12 protein-coding genes and 2 pseudogenes are annotated in these 16,686 nt (G+C 70.4%); 9 read left to right on the forward strand and 5 right to left on the reverse strand.

The window, feature by feature from the left end; translation table 11 throughout:
• Nucleotides 1-65: 65 nt before the first annotated feature.
• The 7 genes from ACVN90_RS04085 to ACVN90_RS04115 all read left to right on the forward strand — a co-directional run bounded on the left by ACVN90_RS04085 (nt 66) and on the right by ACVN90_RS04115 (nt 10,148).
• Nucleotides 66-1,049, forward strand: a complete 984-nt coding sequence (locus ACVN90_RS04085; RefSeq protein ID WP_475100893.1) for a carbohydrate ABC transporter permease — start codon at nt 66-68, stop codon at nt 1,047-1,049.
• On the forward strand, nt 1,046-1,984 hold the full coding sequence (locus ACVN90_RS04090; protein WP_475100894.1) for a carbohydrate ABC transporter permease: 939 nt from the start codon (nt 1,046-1,048) through the stop codon (nt 1,982-1,984). The genes ACVN90_RS04085 and ACVN90_RS04090 overlap by 4 nt, the downstream gene beginning before the upstream one ends.
• Before the next feature lie 31 nt (nt 1,985-2,015).
• Nucleotides 2,016-5,759: a hypothetical protein gene (locus tag ACVN90_RS04095; RefSeq protein WP_475100895.1), complete on the forward strand. Its 3,744-nt coding sequence runs from the start codon at nt 2,016-2,018 to the stop codon at nt 5,757-5,759.
• Nucleotides 5,756-7,156: a Gfo/Idh/MocA family protein gene (locus tag ACVN90_RS04100; RefSeq protein WP_475100896.1), complete on the forward strand. Its 1,401-nt coding sequence runs from the start codon at nt 5,756-5,758 to the stop codon at nt 7,154-7,156. Before ACVN90_RS04095 ends, ACVN90_RS04100 begins: the two co-directional genes overlap by 4 nt.
• Complete coding sequence (locus ACVN90_RS04105) at nt 7,153-8,166, forward strand: acetylxylan esterase (protein ID WP_475100897.1); 1,014 nt, start codon at nt 7,153-7,155, stop codon at nt 8,164-8,166. The genes ACVN90_RS04100 and ACVN90_RS04105 overlap by 4 nt, the downstream gene beginning before the upstream one ends.
• Nucleotides 8,167-8,175: 9 nt before the next feature.
• A complete protein-coding gene (locus ACVN90_RS04110; protein ID WP_475100898.1) occupies nt 8,176-9,171 on the forward strand; it encodes a LacI family DNA-binding transcriptional regulator in 996 nt (331 codons plus the stop codon).
• An 83-nt stretch (nt 9,172-9,254) separates the two neighbouring features.
• Nucleotides 9,255-10,148 carry an aldo/keto reductase gene (locus ACVN90_RS04115; RefSeq protein WP_475100899.1) on the forward strand — a complete coding sequence of 298 codons (894 nt, stop codon included), beginning with the start codon at nt 9,255-9,257 and terminating at the stop codon, nt 10,146-10,148.
• Nucleotide 10,149: 1 nt separating this feature from the next.
• Here ACVN90_RS04115 and ACVN90_RS04120 read toward each other — a convergent pair whose 3' ends face one another.
• The 3 genes and pseudogenes from ACVN90_RS04120 to ACVN90_RS04130 form a co-directional block, all read right to left on the reverse strand.
• Nucleotides 10,150-10,677, reverse strand: a complete 528-nt coding sequence (locus tag ACVN90_RS04120; RefSeq protein WP_475100900.1) for a DUF1697 domain-containing protein — start codon at nt 10,675-10,677, stop codon at nt 10,150-10,152.
• A 28-nt stretch (nt 10,678-10,705) separates the two neighbouring features.
• Nucleotides 10,706-11,551 carry a helix-turn-helix transcriptional regulator gene (locus ACVN90_RS04125; protein ID WP_475100901.1) on the reverse strand — a complete coding sequence of 282 codons (846 nt, stop codon included), beginning with the start codon at nt 11,549-11,551 and terminating at the stop codon, nt 10,706-10,708.
• A gap of 133 nt (nt 11,552-11,684) precedes the next feature.
• Nucleotides 11,685-12,631: pseudogene (locus ACVN90_RS04130) on the reverse strand (SDR family oxidoreductase).
• A 307-nt stretch (nt 12,632-12,938) separates the two neighbouring features.
• Here ACVN90_RS04130 and ACVN90_RS04135 point away from each other — a divergent pair.
• Together ACVN90_RS04135 and ACVN90_RS04140 are read left to right on the forward strand one after the other, a co-directional pair.
• A pseudogene (locus ACVN90_RS04135) lies at nt 12,939-13,388 on the forward strand (DUF222 domain-containing protein); the annotation flags it as partial.
• 60 nt (nt 13,389-13,448) lie between these two features.
• The gene (locus ACVN90_RS04140; RefSeq protein WP_475102057.1) at nt 13,449-13,673 is read left to right on the forward strand and encodes an HNH endonuclease; all 225 of its coding nucleotides are present in this window, start codon (nt 13,449-13,451) and stop codon (nt 13,671-13,673) included.
• A 105-nt stretch (nt 13,674-13,778) separates the two neighbouring features.
• Here ACVN90_RS04140 and ACVN90_RS04145 read toward each other — a convergent pair whose 3' ends face one another.
• Together ACVN90_RS04145 and ACVN90_RS04150 are read right to left on the reverse strand one after the other, a co-directional pair.
• Nucleotides 13,779-15,509 carry a cation:proton antiporter gene (locus ACVN90_RS04145; RefSeq protein WP_475100902.1) on the reverse strand — a complete coding sequence of 577 codons (1,731 nt, stop codon included), beginning with the start codon at nt 15,507-15,509 and terminating at the stop codon, nt 13,779-13,781.
• Nucleotides 15,510-15,646: 137 nt separating this feature from the next.
• Complete coding sequence (locus ACVN90_RS04150; protein WP_475100903.1) at nt 15,647-16,669, reverse strand: helix-turn-helix transcriptional regulator; 1,023 nt, start codon at nt 16,667-16,669, stop codon at nt 15,647-15,649.
• Nucleotides 16,670-16,686: the final 17 nt, after the last annotated feature.

Consider the following 16,686-nt stretch of genomic DNA (forward strand, 5'->3'; position numbering starts at 1 on the left):
CGGTGGCCGCGGTCAGCCGCGGCCACCGGAGGTGTCCGGCTCAAAACCATCGACGGAGACACATCGTGACCGCAACTGCACCGCCGTTCGTCGGCCCGCCGACCGCTGCGGCGGCGGACCCCGCCACAGCGCCGGGAGCACCCCGGCGACGCAAGGGGCCGCGCACGCGAGTGCTGGCATGGATACGCAACGGCGGGGTTCCGACGCTCCTCATGTTCCTGCCGCTGCTGCTGACGTTCGGCTACTTCGCGTGGTGGCCGATCCTCAAGAGCCTCATCCTGGCTTTCCAGCAGACGGACCTCATCAACGAGCCCTCGTGGGTGGGGCTGCGGAACTTCGAGCGCGTGCTGGCCGACCCGGTGCTGTGGACCGCCGCCGGCAACACGGTCTGGTTCGCCGTCCTGGCGCTGCTCATCGGGTTCCCGCTGCCGATCCTGATGGCCATGGTCATGGCTGAACTGCGGCGGAGCCGGCAGCTCTCGAGCGTGCTGGTGTACCTCCCCGTCATCATCCCGCCGGTCGTGAGCGTTCTGCTCTGGAAGCAGTTCTACGACCCGTCGTCTTCGGGGCTCTTCAACACCGTGCTCGGCTGGTTCGGCCTCGGGCCGGTCGGCTGGCTTCAGGATCCGGCCCTCGCGATGCCCAGCATCGTGATCCAGGCCACGTGGGCGACCGCGGGCACCGCGACGATCATCTACCTCGCCGCGCTCATGTCGATCCAGGCCGAGCTCTACGACGCGGCCGAGGTCGACGGGGCTTCGGTGCTGCAGCGCACCTGGCACGTGACGCTTCCCCAGCTGCGCAGCGTGATCCTGCTCATGCTGCTGCTGCAGATCATCGGCACCATGCAGGTCTTCACCGACCCGTTCGTCATGACCGGCGGCGGGCCCGAGAACCGGACCGTGACCCTCCTGATGCTCATCTACAACTACGCCTTCCTGTCGGGCGACTTCGGCAAGGCGACGGCGCTGAGCCTGCTGCTCGCCGTCGTCCTGAGCGCGATCTCGGCGATCTACCTGCGACTCACGCGGAAGTGGAGCGACTCGTGACCTTCGTGACCACCACGGTCCGCGCCATCGGCAAGGGGAAGGAAGAGGCGGAAGCGTCCGACGACCGCACCAACGTCTCGACGCTCGACCGGTCGCGGCGCTCGGTGCGCCTCACGACGCGGATCCTCGCGGTCGTCCTCATCGTCGCCCTCGTCGTCGTCTCGTTCGGGCCGCTGCTGTGGCTGTTCAAGGCCGCGCTCTCGACCAGCCAGGACATCCTGAAGTATCCGTTCGAATGGTGGCCGAGCGGCATCCAGTGGCAGAACCTCCCCGACGCGTGGTCGCAGATCCGGATCGGCCAGTACCTGCTCAACACGGTCTGGATGGCGGCGGGCTGCTGGTTCTTCGGTCTCCTGGTCGCCTTGACCGGTGGGTACGGCATCTCGATCCTCAAGCCCCGCTACGCCAAGGTCGTCAACATCGGCGTGCTCGCGACGCTCTTCATCCCGGGTGTCGTGTCGCTGATCTCGCTCTACGTCACCATCCTCGACGTGCCGCTGATCGGTGTGAACCTCGTCAACACGTACTGGGCGGTGTGGCTGCCGACCGCGGCCAGCGCCTTCAACGTGCTGCTCGTCGCCCGCTTCTTCGACCGCCTGCCCCGCGATGTGTTCGAAGCCGCGAGGATCGACGGCGCCGGCGTGTTCCGGGTGTTCTGGTCGATCGTCCTCCCGATGTCGCGGCCCGTGATCGGCGTGGTGTCGCTGCTGACGATCGTCGGCTCGTGGAAGGAGTTCCTCTGGCCGCTACTGGTGCTGCCCTCGCCGGATCTGCAGCCGCTGTCGGTCGGGCTGTACCGCGTCAGCGACACCGCCCCGACGAGCCTGCTCATGGCGGGCATGTTCATCTCGGTGATCATCCCCATCGCGCTGTTCCTGATGTTCCAGCGTCAGTTCCTCCGCAGCGCCGGTCAGGCCGGCGCGATCAAGGGGTGACCACGACGGTCACCCGGATCGGATCCTCCACATGTCCCATGTGCACCGGCGCAGTGTCGCGCCCCTGGCGGCCCTGCTGACGACGCTCACCCTCGTCGTCGGCCTCCTGCTCGCGGTGTCCCCGCCCGCGCGGGCGAGCCTCACCGAGTCCGACTCCTTCGAGGGCTGGACGGCGACAGCCTCGGGCACGCCCGACTTCGTGGTGTCGGCCGACACGGCCGAGGCCTACCAGGGAGCGACGGCTGCGCGGGTCGATTTCGCCTCGCCCTACTCGAACAGTTACGTCGATCTGCGTCAGAGCGTCCGGGCGACGGGCGGCACCACGTATGCAATGAGTGCGTGGGTGAAGACGCAGGACCTCTCGTCGTCCGGTGCCGCGTACTTCGTGCTGAGCGGCGATCACTCACAGCGGGTCGAGCTCCCTGCGGGCACGAACGAGTGGACGAAGCTGGAGTGGACCTACACCCAGCCGCTCGGCAGCATGACCTTCGTCATGCGCTTGCTGGTGCGCGGTGCCGGGACGGTGTGGGTGGACGACGTGCGCATGACCGCGCCGGCGAGCGAGGCGAACCTCGTGATCAATCCGTCGTTCGAGCAGCATGATCCACCGCCGGGCACCCTGGCGTTCACCGACACCGCGCTCGTCTACAAGGTCGGCGACGCGCACGTCGGCGTGACGACCCTGGCCGACAGCGTCACGTGGGACGTGCGTGCCTCCTCCGGGCAGCGCCTCGACTCGGACGTCGAAGCGGTCGCCGGGGGCGAGGCATCCATCGATCTCGACGCGCTGCCGGCGGGCTACTACTCCGTCACGATGTCGGTGACCGCGCCGGTCGCGGCGACCCGCACCGCCACGCTCGCGATCGTCGAGAGCGCCGGCGACCGGGCACCTGCGGACCATCCGGTCGGTGTCGCGGTGCACGTGAACCGGTACTCCGTCGATCAGGTCGACAGCCTGATGGGCCCGCTCGCCGCGGGCGTGCTGCGCGAGGGGCCGTCGTGGGACACCATCGAGACGTCGCCCGGCGTGTATCAGTTCCCTGCCCACTTCGACGCGCAGCTGGCTGCCGCGAAGGCTCGTGGCGAGCGGCCGCTGGTCATCCTCGCGTACTTCAGCCGCTGGTACGACGGGGGCAAGACGCCGAGCTCGCCGGAGGGGATCGCCGCCTTTGCGGACTACGCCGCGGCGGCCGCCGCCCATTACGGGTCCGACGTGGACTACGAGATCTACAACGAGTTCAACCACACCTTCAACAACGGGGCTTGTGGCATGACCGCCGGCTGCTACATGGATCTGCTCGTGCCGGCGGCCGCCGCGATCCACGATGCCGCACCGGGTGCGCGCGTCGTCGGTCCGGTCAGCGCCGGGGCCAAGTGGGACTTCATGGAGGACCTTTTCGCCCTCGGCGCGCTCGAACACCTGGACGTCGTCAGCTACCACACGTACGACTTCCCGGTCGCTCCCGAGGGCCGCACCGAAGCCGGCGTCGCGACCCTGCGCGCCCTGATCGACGAGTACGCGCCGGGCGCAGGTATCCCGATCTGGCTCAGCGAGCACGGCTGGACGACGACTACCGGCGGCACCACCGAAGAGCAGCAGGCCGCGTACATCGTGCGGTCAGCGGCGCTGCTCGAAGCCGCGGGAGTCGATCGCGTCGTCTACTACGAGCTGATCGATTCGGGCGGCAACCGTGCTGAGCCCGAGCACAACTTCGGCATCTCGCGCCTGCCCGCCGACGGTGGCACGGCACTCACCCCGAAGCCGGCGTATCCCGCGCTCGCGGTCTTCAACCGGCTGACCGCCGGGCACGAGCTCTCGGGCCTTCACCGCCTCGACGGCGCGGTCGTGGCGGAGTACACGGATGCCTCGGGCGCCGTGCTTCGGATGCTGTGGGCCACCGGCGACCCGGTGACGCTCGCGATCGACACCGGCAGCGCCGCCCGGCTGGTGAAGGGCGACGGCCGATCGTGGCGCGCGCAGCCGAACGGACGGGTCGAGGTCACCGTCGGGGCGAACCCCGTCTACGTGACCGGTGCACTCTCGACGCCGGCTCTCGTCGCGGATCCTGCCGTGCGCATCGACACCCCCGCCCAGATCCCGCTCGACGGCACCCCCGAGGTGCCCGTCGCGGTCGATCGGGCCGCGCTCGGTGTCACCGGCGACGTGTCGGTGTTCGGGCCGGTCGGCGGGGGCACGACTCTCACCGGTCCGGCGACCGAGGTCGCCGGCTCGCTGCCGCTCGCCGCCCTGCGTGAACTCGGCGCCCACCCCGTCGCCTACACCGTGCGCAGCGGCGACGCCGTCGTCGCGTTCGTCGACGACAGCACGACCGTCGTTCAGAACCCCGTCCTGTCGCTCGGACCCGTCGCCGGAGAGGACGGCGTCGGCCTCGCACTGACCGTGCGCAACCTCGCGGGAGCGCCGATGGTCGAGGTCGACGACATCTCGTGGTCGGTCGGCGGCGCGTCGGGCGTGCTGCCCGCGGTGCAGGTCGCCGGTGGCGAGACGGCCACGCTCGCGCCGGATCTCGGCGACCTGGACGCCTGGCGGGGGTACCCGTTCACCGTGAGCGCCACCGCAGGGTCGGACGAGCGCCGGCTCTCGGGCACGACGGCTCGGGCCGCGATCGCGGGCGCGCCGTCGGACGCGGTCGCGGTCGACCTGCGGGAGCTCGGCACCTATGTGCCGCTCAGCGGCCCCGTCGCCTCGGCCGACGACCTCGGCGGGACCTTCGCGGTGTCGTGGAGCGCCGACGGTCTGCGCGTGCGCGCCGACGTGCAGGACGAGGACCACACCGCCGCGGCGACGATCGACCGGCTGTGGTCGGGCGACTCGCTGCAGTTCGCCGTCGCGCGCGGGCTGCCGGGCGCCGCCCCCGCCTCGCGCGTCGAGATCGGCGCGTATCTCGGTGCGACGGGTCCGGGCGTCTACCGCTACACCTCTCCTGTCGGCGTCATCGACGCCCCCGCCGCGGTCACGCGCGACGGCACGACCACGTCGTACGACGTCACCGTCCCGTGGGACGTGCTCGGCGTCGATCCGGCCGACGGCGCCTTCTCGTTCTCGCTTCTCGTGAACGACAACGACGGCGGCACCCGCGAGGGATTCTCCGAGTGGGGGAGCGGGATCGGCGCGGGCAAGAACGCGGCCCTCTTCCTGCCGGTCGTGCCCGTCGAGCCCGTGCGCCCGGCGGAGGCCGTGAGCATCGAGGTCGACGGCGAGCCGCTCGCCGGCTTCGCGCCCGACCGCACCGAGTACCGGGTGCCGGCGCTCGCCGGAGGACCGCTGCCCGTCATCACCGCGACCGCGGGTGACGGCATCCGTCTCGAGGTGACGCAGCCGACCGATGCCCCCGGCACCGCGACCGTGGTCGCCTCGGCGGACGGGCGGCCGAGCACGATCTACACGATCGCGATCGAGCGGGTGCGGGGCGACGACGCCTCGGTCGAGGCATCCGTCCAGGCGCGCTGTCTCGGCGACCGGGTGAGCTACCTCGTGTCGGTGCGGAACACCGCCGTGTTCGCGTCGGACATCCGCGCGACCTCGTCGTTCGCCGACGAGAAGCGCTCGGCCGTCCCCGCGGGGGCGACCCGCGTCATGGAGTTGCGATCCGCGCACGCGACGGCCGACGCGGGGAACGTGCGGGTCGCGGCCTACGTGCCGTACCGCGAGCCCGATCGCGCCGCGTCGTACACGACCGTGGAGCTGCCGGTGCCCGCGGTCGACTGCGCGCGTACCGATGCCCAGCCAGATGAACAGGGAGACCTCCAATGACCGCACCGACCCGCTACGCGATCATCGGCACCGGAGCGCGAGCGCAGATGTACATCGACGCGCTCACCGGACCCTACGCCGATGTCGCCGAGCTCGCCGCCTGGGCCGACCCGAATGAGGGCCGTCTGGACTGGAACGAGCGGAGGGTCGCGGCAGCCGGTCGGCCGGCGCCGGCGCGGTTCGATGCGGCCGAACTGCCTGCTGCGATCGATCGGCTGCGCATCGAGCGGGTCATCGTCACGGCGCCCGATTTCGCCCACGCCGACCTGGTCGTCGCCGCCCTCCACGGCGGCGCCGACGTCGTGGTCGAGAAGCCGCTGACGACCGACGCCGACGGCGTCCGCCGCATCGCCGACGCCGTCGAGTCCACCGGGCGCGCGGTGACCGTCACCTTCAACTACCGGTACTCGCCGCGCAACGCGGCCCTCAAGAGCGTCATCACGGGTGGAGAGATCGGCGAGGTCACCTCGGTGCACTTCGAGTGGCTGCTCGACACGTCGCACGGTGCCGACTACTTCCGCCGCTGGCATCGGCAGAAGCAGAACTCCGGGGGGCTGCTGGTCCACAAGTCGTCGCACCACTTCGATCTGGTCAACTGGTGGCTCGCCGATCTGCCCGTGCGCGTGTTCGCCAGTGGCGGGCTGCGCTTCTACGGGGCGCAGAACGCCGCGATCCGCGGGCTGGGGAAGCGGCCCGAGCGAGGCACGGTCGACGCTGAGCGCCGCGATCCGTTCGCGCTCGACCTGCGCGAGCACGACGTGCTGCGCGGGCTGTACTACGAGCAGGAGCAGCACGACGGCTATCTGCGCGACCGCGATGTGTTCGACGAGGGCATCAGCATCGAAGACAACCTCTCGCTGATCGTCGACTACGCCGCAGGCGCCACCATGACGTACGCGCTCAACGCACACTCCCCGTGGGAGGGCTACACCGTCGCCGTCAACGGCACGGCGGGTCGCGCCGAGCTGTCGGTCGTCGAGCGCGGCGCCCTCCTGCTCGACGAGTCCGGGCGTCAGCAGGTCGTCGACCCGAGCGCGAGCCCCGACGGGGTCGTCGACGAGACCGGCCGCCCGGTCGGGGAGCGACTGGTGGTCCAGCGTCATTTCGACGCGGCACGTGAGATCCGGATCCCGCATGCCGCCGGCGGGCATGGGGGCGCCGACGACGCCCTGCTCCACGATCTGCTGGTCGGAGCGGACGCCGATCCCCTCGGTCAGGCGGCCACCTGGCTGGACGGTGTTCGGGCGATGGCGGTCGGCGTCGCGGGCAACGACTCCCTCGTCGATCGAGCACCGGTGCTCATCCGCGACCTGCCCTTCGGAGCCGCCGCGACCGCGCTCGCGCCCGGCGGGGCACGTGCGGCGGTCGGCGCGCCGGTAGCGGAGGCGTCGCGATGACGCGGTTCGATCTTCCGCTCGAGGAGCTGCACCGCTTCGCACCGGAGGTCGCGGCCCCTGACGACTTCGACCTGTTCTGGGCCCAGACGATCGGCGAGGCACGGGCGGCCGGCGGCCACGTCACGGTCGCCGATGCGTCTTCACCGCTCCGCGCGATCGAAGCACGCGAACTCGTCTTTCCCGGTTTCGCGGGCGATCCGGTGCGCGCTTGGTATCTGCGCCCCGCCGGGGTCACCGGCGACATTCCGGCGATCGTCGAGTTCCTCGGTTACGGAGGGGGGCGAGGGATGCCGCAGCAGCGGCTCACGTGGGCGGCCGCAGGATTCGCCCACATCGTCATGGACACGCGCGGACAGGCGGCCGCCGACACCCCCGATCCGCACGGATCGGAGCCGAGCGTGCCCGGATTCCTCACGCGCGGCATCGGGGGTCCCACGACGTACTACTACCGCCGGGTGTACACCGACGGCGTTCGGTGCGTGGACGCGGTGCGCGGTATCGAGGGAATCGACCCTTCGGCGGTCGCCGTCGCCGGCGGCAGCCAAGGGGGCGGCATCGCGCTCGCCGTCGCGGGGCTCCAGTCCGATCTCGTCGCAGCGGTCGTCGATTTCCCGTTCCTCTGCCATTTCCGTCGCGCCGTCGGGATGACAGGGCGCGAGCCCTATCAGGAGGTCGTGCGATACCTCGCGATCCACCGCGGTCGCACCGACGCGGTGTTCCGGACGCTGTCGTACTTCGACGGTGTGAACTTCGCCGCGCGCGCGACCGCACCGGCACTGTTCTCCGTCGGGCTCCAAGACCCCGTGTGCCCGCCGTCGACGGTGTTCGCGGCGTACAACGCGTACGCAGCATCCGTGAAGGAAATGGTCACGTTCGAATTCAACGAGCACGAGGGCGGCGGGGCGGAGCACTGGCCGCATCAGGTGGGATTCGTCGAGGAGCAGCTGGGCAGCGAATCGGGTGCGAGTCGCACGCACGACGTCCCCGTGCTCGCGGGCTCGGGTCAGTAGGATCACGAGATGGTCACGCAACGCGCTGTGCGGTTGAGCGACGTCGCTGCGGTGGCGGGCGTGTCGAAGGCGACGGCGTCCAAGGCCCTCAACGACAGTCCCGTCGTGTCCGCGGCGACCAAGGCCCGCGTGCGCGAGGCCGCCGAACGGCTCGACTTCCGGCCGAACGCGCTGGCGCTGTCCTTCGCGTCGGGCCGCAGCCGCACCGTCGGTCTACTCACGCACCGAGCGACCGCAACGTTCTCCCGCGCCGTCGTCATGGGAGCGATCCTCGAGTTCGGTCGTCGCGAGCGCGCCGTCCTGGTCTTCGACGGACGCATCAACGCCCACCACGAGATGACCGAGAGCATCCGTACCCTGCGCGACCGGCGCATCGACGGGCTCCTTGTCGTCGGAGCGGGATTCGGGCGGGTCACCCCGTCCATCACGCATCAGTTCGACGTACCGGTGACCTACGCGTTCGCGGCTTCCGACAATCCCGGGGACTCGCTCTTCGTGCCCGACAACGAGCAGGCGGGCTACCTCGCGGGGCGGCATCTGATCTCCCTCGGACGCACGCGGATCGCCCACGTCACCGCGGACGCCGACGACCTCGCGGTTCGTCGTCGCGAGGCCGGCTTCCGCCGCGCGCTCGCCGAAGCCGGCGTGGCATCGCTGGCGAGCCTCTACGGAAGCTGGCGCCGCGAGTGGGGCGAGCAGGCGGTCGCAGCACTGCGGGAGTCGGGCGACGAGTTCGACGCCGTCTTCTGCGGCAACGACCACATCGGCTTCGGCGTCCTCGATGCGTTGGAGGCAGCGGGAGCGGACGTACCGGGCGATGTCGCGGTCGTCGGCGTCGACAACTGGGAGGAAGTCATCCTCGATCAGAAACTGCGGCGCCTCACCACGGTCGACCTCGATCTGACCGGCGTGGGCCGCGTGGCAGCCGACAATGTCATCGAGCCCGCCTTGACAGGCGGTGAACGGTTCGTCGAGCCCCGCCTTGTGCTCGGCCCCTCTACCTAGGACCCACTCCGACGGCGTTTGTCCAGCCCGCGCTCGGCTGTTCGGGTCGGTGGCAGGCTGGGCTCATGCGAGAAGGAGATGCGATGAAGCAGCGCACGCTGGCGGGGCGACAGGTTTCGGCGATCGGGCTCGGCGCGATGCCGCTGTCGATGAACAACGACAAGGTTTACCCGTCGTTCGAGGACGCTGTGGCGACCGTGCATGCCGCGCTCGACGCCGGCGTCACGCTCATCGACACCGCCGACATCTACGCGCCGGACGGTGAGGAGATGGGGCACAACGAGCGCATCGTCGCCGAGGCGCTGCGCACGTGGGACGGCGACGCGTCGAGCGTCTTCGTCGCGACGAAGGGCGGCATCACGCTCCGCGAAGACGGGTCCAAGGGGCGCGACGGCTCTGAGGCGTATCTGCGCTCGGCGGCCGAGAAGTCGCTCGACATCCTCGGCATCGACCAGATCGAGCTGTACCAGTACCACCGCCCCGATCGCTGGCTCGTCTACGGCGACATCATCGCGGGACTGAAGGCGCTGCAGGACGACGGCCTCATTCATGCGATCGGAATCTCGAACGCGAGCGTCGAAGAGATCCAGATCGCGATCGACGTGCTCGGCGAGGGCAATCTCGCCAGCGTGCAGAACGAGTTCTCACCGAAGCACCCGGGAAGCATCGACGAACTGCGCTTCTGCGAGGAGCACGGCATCGCGTTCCTGCCGTGGAGCCCGCTGGGCGGCACCGGCGGCGGAGCACGCCGGGTCGGCGACCGGTTCTCGGCGTTCCGCGAGATCGGTGAGGCGCACGGCGTCAGCCCGCAGCAGGCGGTGCTCGCCTGGGAGCTGGCGCTGGGCTCGCACGTCATCCCGATTCCGGGAGCTCGGCGCGCAGCATCCGTCACCGACTCGGCGCAGGCGGCGAACCTCGAGCTCAGCGCGGACGAGGTCACGCGGCTGTCGGAGTCGGTGGGGATCTTCGACGACTGACTCACCCAGGTGGGGAGCCGAAGCGCGCGACCAGACGGAGGATCGTCGGCAGCCCGCGGGAGGTCGCGCGGTCGCCGGTGAGGCGTTCGAGCACGGGGGTGGCGTTGCCCTGGCCCTCGACGTCGTTGCTGATGAGCGCCCAGCCCGGCCCGGCGTCGACGATCTCGCAGCTGGCCCGAGCGGTGAGGGCGAGCGCGTGGGGGGCTTGTGCATCGACCGTGCCGCCGCGGTGAAGCGTGAACTCGTGCCCGTGCGGGTCGAGCGCGGCGTGGCGGTCGGCGATCGACAGCAGGTCGGCGAACGGGATCCAGAGGATGTCGCGCTCGTGTCCGGATCGGGCGGCGATCGCCTCCTCGGCGCTCGCAACCACTTCCGCGGGCTCGTCGGAGTCGAAGATGATGGTGCCGTTGCTCTGGAAGGTCTGAACCTCCGGGCAGCCGGCGTCGGCGAAGCCGGCCACGATGTCCGCGGTGGACGGATGGCCGCGCTGACCCTGGTTGACGTTCCGCATGAAGGCGACGCAGCGCATACGCCGAGAGTAGAGGAGGAGCCCGACCTCAGCGGCCGGCTGCGATCTCCTGCGTGCCGATCACCGAGAGCAGCTGCAGTCGCTCATAGCTCTCGGTGCCGGGCGTCGCGGTGAGCACGAGGAGGGTCTGGCCCTGCTCGGGGTCGATGAGGAACTGACATTGCATGTCCATCACGCCGACCTCGGGGTGCTGCAGGCGCTTCTCGCGCGCGTGCGTCGAGCGCACCTCGTGCTCGGCCCAGAGCTCAGCGAACTCCGGGCTCTCCCGCAGCAGCGCCGACACCATCGCGCCGGCGCGCGAGTCGGCGCCGAACTTCGCGTAGGCCGTGCGGACCTCGGCGGCGAACGCGCGCGAGTGCATCGGATGGTCCTCGGCCGGGTACACGGTGCGCGCCGACGGATCCGTGAACCAGCGGTACCCGACGCTGCGGGCGAACCCCTCGAATCGGGTCTCATCGCCGAAGAGCGCGCGGGCGGCCGGCGTCTGCGCGAGCGTCTCGCCGAGCTCGGTCATCACCTGAGCGGGCGTGTCGGCGAGCCGGTCGAGGATGCGCATGAGGCCGGGGGAGACGTGCTCGCTCCGCAGGGCCCGCGCCGGCGCCGTGTGGCCGGCGAGCCGGAACAGGTGGTCGCGCTCGTCGAGCGTCAGCCGCAGACCGCGGGCGATCGCCGCGAGCATCTGCTCCGACGGTTGCGGACCGCGGGCCTGCTCGAGCCGGCTGTAGTAGTCGGTCGACATGTCGCAGAGCACCGCGACCTCCTCGCGCCGAAGGCCCGCCGTCCGGCGACGAGACCCGCGGCGCAGCCCGACGTCTTCGGGCTGCAGGGCCTCGCGGCGGCGACGCAGGAAGTCGGCCAGCTGTGCTCTGTCCATCACCCGAGTCTGCGGCATCCGTCATCCCTCAACCAGGGAGCGCGGATCCCTCTGTGGCGTTTCGACTCGCTTCGCTCGCTCAACGACCGGGAGGTGGCCCGCTGGCTCAACGACCGGGAGATGGCTCGCTGGCTCAACGACCAGGGACCTCGACCCGCACGCCGGTGAGGCGCTCGGAGAGCTCCCACACGCGCCGGGCGTCGGCCTCGCTCTGCAGCCGTGAATACACCAGCTGCTCCGCCGGGAGGCCGCTCAAGTGGCGGAAGCCCTTCGGCCCGTAGAGGTGGCCGCCGCGGGCGTCGGGGCTCGTCGCCGCGTGCACCGCCGACAGCGCCGCCGACGTGGGAGTGCCGAACAGGATGCCGCGCCGTGACATCGCCCGGATGAACCTCACCGCGCTGGTGTCGGTGGACCGCCCCATGCCCGGCTGCGCGGCGAGCAGGTTCGTGGGCGTGATGCCCGGATGCGAGAGGGTGCTGCGGAGGCCCCAGGCCGCAGCATCCGATCTCCGCTGCAATTCCATCGCGAAGAGGCCGAAAGCGATCTTCGACGAGCTGTACGCCTTCATCGGGTCGTAGCCGTGCTCCCAATTGGGGTCGTCCCAGTTCACGGCGCCCTGATCGGCCGCGACGCTCACCTGGCTGGTGACGTGCGCTTTCGCCTCGACGAGGAGCGGGAGCAGCTGGGCGACGAGCGAGAAATGGCCGAGGTGATTCGTCGCGAGCTGCAGCTCGAACCCATCGGCGGTGAGCTGTCGCGTCGGTGGGGTCATCACGCCGGCGTTCGCGATGAGGAGGTCGATGGGGCGGCCGTCGGCGTTCAGCTGCGCGGTGAGGGTGGCGATCGAGTCGAGCGAGGCGAGGTCGAGGGGGAGGACACGGATGCCGCCGCGCGGGGTTCGCTCCGCGATCCGGTTTGCCGCAGCCTCGCCTTCTGCGGGTTGCGGACGGGCATGAGGATGTCGGCACCGGCGCGCGCGAGACGCGCGGCGATCTCGAGGCCGACGCCGTCGCTCGCGCCGGTGACGAGGGCGACCTTGCCGGTGAGGTCGGGAACGGGGATGTCGAGGGGCTTGGGCATGAGGGGCTCCTAGGTGGGTGCGTGCTTCTCATGCTGGGCGTCGGCGTGAAGGGGATTCAGGGCGCGGTCATCCGGGGATCGGGGGTCCGTGGATACCGGCTGAGGATCGCTAGGCCTGGGCGCGATTCCTCCCCATGCAGTGGCGAATCCACCCGATCGGAAGTTATCCACAGAATGAACTCTGACCGGCGCTTTTCGGGGGTGTGCATGTCGGAACCCCTCGGGAGAATTGGGCTATGAACTTCCCCCTGACGGACCTCCGGAGCATTGCCGGCCTGCTCGGTGACACGCTCGGTCCGGCGATCTCACCGAGGATGTCGCGGCGCAGTTCGACCGGCTGATGGACGCGCATCTGAACCCGCGCGCGCAGGATCGCGGCCCTCGTTTCGTGGACACCGCAGCATCCGACGGGGTTGAGGGTTCGGAGGATCGGGTACTGGATCCGCGGAGCGCGGATCAGAAGCGGCACGATGCGTTCGCGTCGGTGCTGTCGGTGGCGGCCGGTGCGGCCGCGACGCCGACGCTGGGCGGCGCCGCGCCGACCCTGATCGTCACCACGACGGAACAAGACCTGGCCGATCCGGACGGCGTCGCGTTCATCGAGAGCGCGGGCGGTCCCGTGCCGGTGCCGGCGTCGCTCGCTCGGCACGCGGGCTGCCACGGCACCATTCACCGACTCACCCTCGCCGAGAATGGTGCGATCAAGGCATTGCACGTCGAGGACCGGGTCTTCAACCACTGGCAGCGCAAGGCGATCGGCGCTCGCGATGGAGGCTGCATCACCCCCGGCTGCACAGTTCCCGCCGCATGGTGCGAAGTGCACCATGTCATCGACTGGGCCAAGGGCGGCCCGACCACAGTCGACAACGGCGTGCTGCTCTGTTGGCACCACCATCACGGCATTGAGACCAGCGGGTGGGAGATCCGCATGGTCGACGGCATGCCGCAGGTGCGACCACCCGGCTGGATCGACCCGCAGCGACGATGGCGCGGACCCAACCGGCTCCTCCTCGACCAACTCAGACGCGCCAGGTCCGCATAGATCACCGACACTTCCACCACCGGCCCGGCCCAGGGTCGGGCGGCCTACCAGCGTGCTTCACGACGTCCCTGGGAGGTCGGTGGAGGGGAAGGGCGAGAGCCGGGGTCAGTGGTCGCCGGAGTGGCGCGACAGGCGGGTCTCCTCGAGATCGAGCATGGCCTGGGCCTCGGCGAGCACGCGGGAAGAGTAGCGGCCCTGGGACCGCAGCTCCAGCAGGCGTTCCCGCTCCGCCTCGACGACGGTGAGACGGATCTCGCGATACCGCTGATGCGGCATCTCTCCCGGCTTGCGCATCACACGCGCGCGTTCCCACGCGGCCTCTGTACTCAAGAAAGACGCACGCCTCACGCGCTCGATGACATCGGGGTCGATCGGGGCGGTGGTGGCAGCATCCATTTCGGTCTCGTCCAATGTCTGGAGGCCGACGTGGCTGATGTCTTCGAGGAGGGCGGCGAGCTCTCGGCGGTCTTCCTGCGCGTCGATGCCCTGCACCTTGAGCAGGCGGATGAGCCACGGCAGCGTGCCGCCCTGCACGACGATGCTCACCACCGCGACGGTGAATGCGATCAGGATCAGCTGCGGGCGGTACGGGGTGTTCTCGGGCAGCGACTGGGCGGCGGCGAGGGTCACCACGCCGCGCATGCCCGACCAGCCGAGCACGAGTCCGCCGCGCCAGTCGATGTGCTCCTGGCGCTGCTGCTCGAGGTCGGCGCGCCGACGCTCGTAGTCGCGCTCGAGGCGATCGCGGGTGCGGGCCTGCCGCGCCGTGCTGACCGGGTGACTTCGGTAGTAGTACAGGGCGAGAAGCGCATGGTAGGTGCGTCTCTCGGTGCGCTCCTCACGCTTGCCGAGAAAGTAGACGAGCGGGCCGATCCACAGGAAGCGGATCACGATGAGGGCGGCCAGGGCGATCAGGCCGATCACCACGGCGTCGCCGGCGCTGAGGACCGTCGGATCCACGTGATCCACGAGCGTGCGGATCTCGAGGCCGATGAGGAGGAACACGCCGTTCTCGAGCAGGAACTGGATCGTGCGCCAGTTGATGCGGTCACTGATCCTCGCCTGCGCGGAGAACTTCGTGGGGGCCGCGTGTCCGGTGTAGAGGCCCGCGACGACGACCGCCATCACGCCGGACGCGCCGAGCGCCTCAGCCGGTGCGAAGGCGACGAACGGAACAGCGATCGACAGGGCTGTGTCGAGCACGGGATCGTTGAGCTTCGACCGCACGAACACCGTCACGTACCCGGCGACAAGGCCGATCGCGACCGCGACGACGACGGCATAGACGAAGTCGACGACTCCGGCCCACGGCGTCGTGAGGCCGCCGATCGCTGCGGCGGCCACGGCCGAGCGCAGCAGCACCAGCGCCGTCGCGTCATTGAGGAGGCCTTCGCCCTCGAGCACCGTGAGCAGCCTCGGCGGCAGCCCCAGACGCCGGCCGATGGAGGTCGCGGCCACGGCGTCGGGCGGGCTGATGATCGCCCCGAGCGCGATGGCCGCGGCGAGGTTGAGCTCCGGCAGCAGCGAGAACAGCAGGAAGCCCGCGGCGAACGCGGTGACGATCACCAGCACGACCGACAGGCTCGCGATCGACCCGACGTTCCGGCGGAAGTCGGTGATCGGCACACTGATCGCCGCGGCGTACAGGATCGGCGGCAGCACCCCGTCGAGGATGATCTCGTGCGGCACCTCGATGTCGGGCACACCCGGCAGATACGACAGCCCCACACCCACGACGACGAGGATGATCGGCGCCGCGACTCCGAGCTTCTTGGAGAACGCGGCGACCGCCACGATGACCGCCACGGCGATGACCGCGTAGATCCCCAGCTCCATGGGCTCAGCCTATTGAGCGACTGTCCGGTTGGTGGGGCCGTGTGCCGATGGGTGAGCAAGGGGACGGATGCTGCGCCCCGGGGTGGTGCGCCGCCCTCGGGCGTTTCGACTCGCTTCGCTCGCTCAACGAGCGGTGGTCACGCCGGGAGCTGGCGCTCCCTTGCCGAGGCCCGCTCAGGCGGCACCGGCGGGGCGGGAGCGTCGAGGGCGCGCAGCATCCGTTCCAGCGTCTCCCGCAGCTCCTCCCGCGCCGGCGAGGCCAGGTCCGTCGTGTACTCGACCCCCGCGGGGATCCAGGTCAAGCCGTACATCGTCTCGCGGAAGTCCGAACCGCCCACGGGCCACCGCGTGTGCGTCGCGTCCTCCGCCGACGCGCCCTGGCCCCACTGGCCGAAGTAGTCGCGCATCTCGTCGAGCGGCATCTCCATCACCGCATCCGCCTCGACGGCCTGCCGCACCCACGAGCGTGCGACGAAGATGAACTCCTCGACCTGCTCGGGGGTCAGCGGCTTCGGCTCGAAGAGCACACGCGTGTGCGCGACATCCGTCAGGCGATCCACGCGGAACGTGCGCCAGTCGTCCTTGTCGAGGTCCCAGCAGAGCAGGTACCAGTGCCGGTCGGCGGGCGCGAGCGCGTGCGGCTCGACGCGGCGGTGCGTGACCTCGCCCGACGCCGCGGTGTACATGAAGCGCACGCGCTCGTGGTCGCGGGTCGCGAGCGCCAGCTCGCCGAGCACCTCGCCCGAGACGGCGGCGCCGGCGTTGAGGCCCGCGGGCTGCACCGTCTCCGCCAGCGCGGCGACACGCCGGCGGAGCGGAGCGGGCAGCACCTGCTCGAGCTTCGCGAGGGCGGTGAGGGTCGTCTCGGGACCACTCACGAGTCGCTGGGATGCTGCCACCCGCAGCCCGATCGCCATCGCCACCGCCTCCTCATCGGTGAGCAGCAACGGCGGCACGGCGCTGCCGGCCTCGAGGCGGTAACCGCCCGCCGCACCGGGGATCGACTCGATGCGATAGCCCAGGTCGCGCAGCCGCTCGACGTCGCGCCGCACCGTGCGCTCGGTGACGCCGAGCCGGTCTGCCAGCTCGGAACCCGGCCAGTGCCGGTGCGTCTGGAGCAGGTTGAGCAGCGAGAGGGCTCGGGTGGTCGTGTCGGACATGTCTCAAGATTGCCACG

This window comes from Microbacterium sp. F01 (assembly GCF_056156365.1).

Bases quoted from the DNA above. Each gene is read 5' to 3' on its own strand.
- ACVN90_RS04095 (WP_475100895.1), top strand. From the start codon at position 2,016: ATGTCCCATGTGCACCGGCGCAGTGTCGCGCCCCTGGCGGCCCTGCTG.
- ACVN90_RS04100 (WP_475100896.1), top strand. From the start codon at position 5,756: ATGACCGCACCGACCCGCTACGCGATCATCGGCACCGGAGCGCGAGCG.
- ACVN90_RS04105 (WP_475100897.1), top strand. From the start codon at position 7,153: ATGACGCGGTTCGATCTTCCGCTCGAGGAGCTGCACCGCTTCGCACCG.
- ACVN90_RS04110 (WP_475100898.1), top strand. From the start codon at position 8,176: ATGGTCACGCAACGCGCTGTGCGGTTGAGCGACGTCGCTGCGGTGGCG.
- ACVN90_RS04115 (WP_475100899.1), top strand. From the start codon at position 9,255: ATGAAGCAGCGCACGCTGGCGGGGCGACAGGTTTCGGCGATCGGGCTC.
- ACVN90_RS04120 (WP_475100900.1), bottom strand. From the start codon at position 10,677: ATGCGCTGCGTCGCCTTCATGCGGAACGTCAACCAGGGTCAGCGCGGC.
- ACVN90_RS04125 (WP_475100901.1), bottom strand. From the start codon at position 11,551: ATGGACAGAGCACAGCTGGCCGACTTCCTGCGTCGCCGCCGCGAGGCC.
- ACVN90_RS04145 (WP_475100902.1), bottom strand. From the start codon at position 15,509: ATGGAGCTGGGGATCTACGCGGTCATCGCCGTGGCGGTCATCGTGGCG.
- ACVN90_RS04150 (WP_475100903.1), bottom strand. From the start codon at position 16,669: ATGTCCGACACGACCACCCGAGCCCTCTCGCTGCTCAACCTGCTCCAG.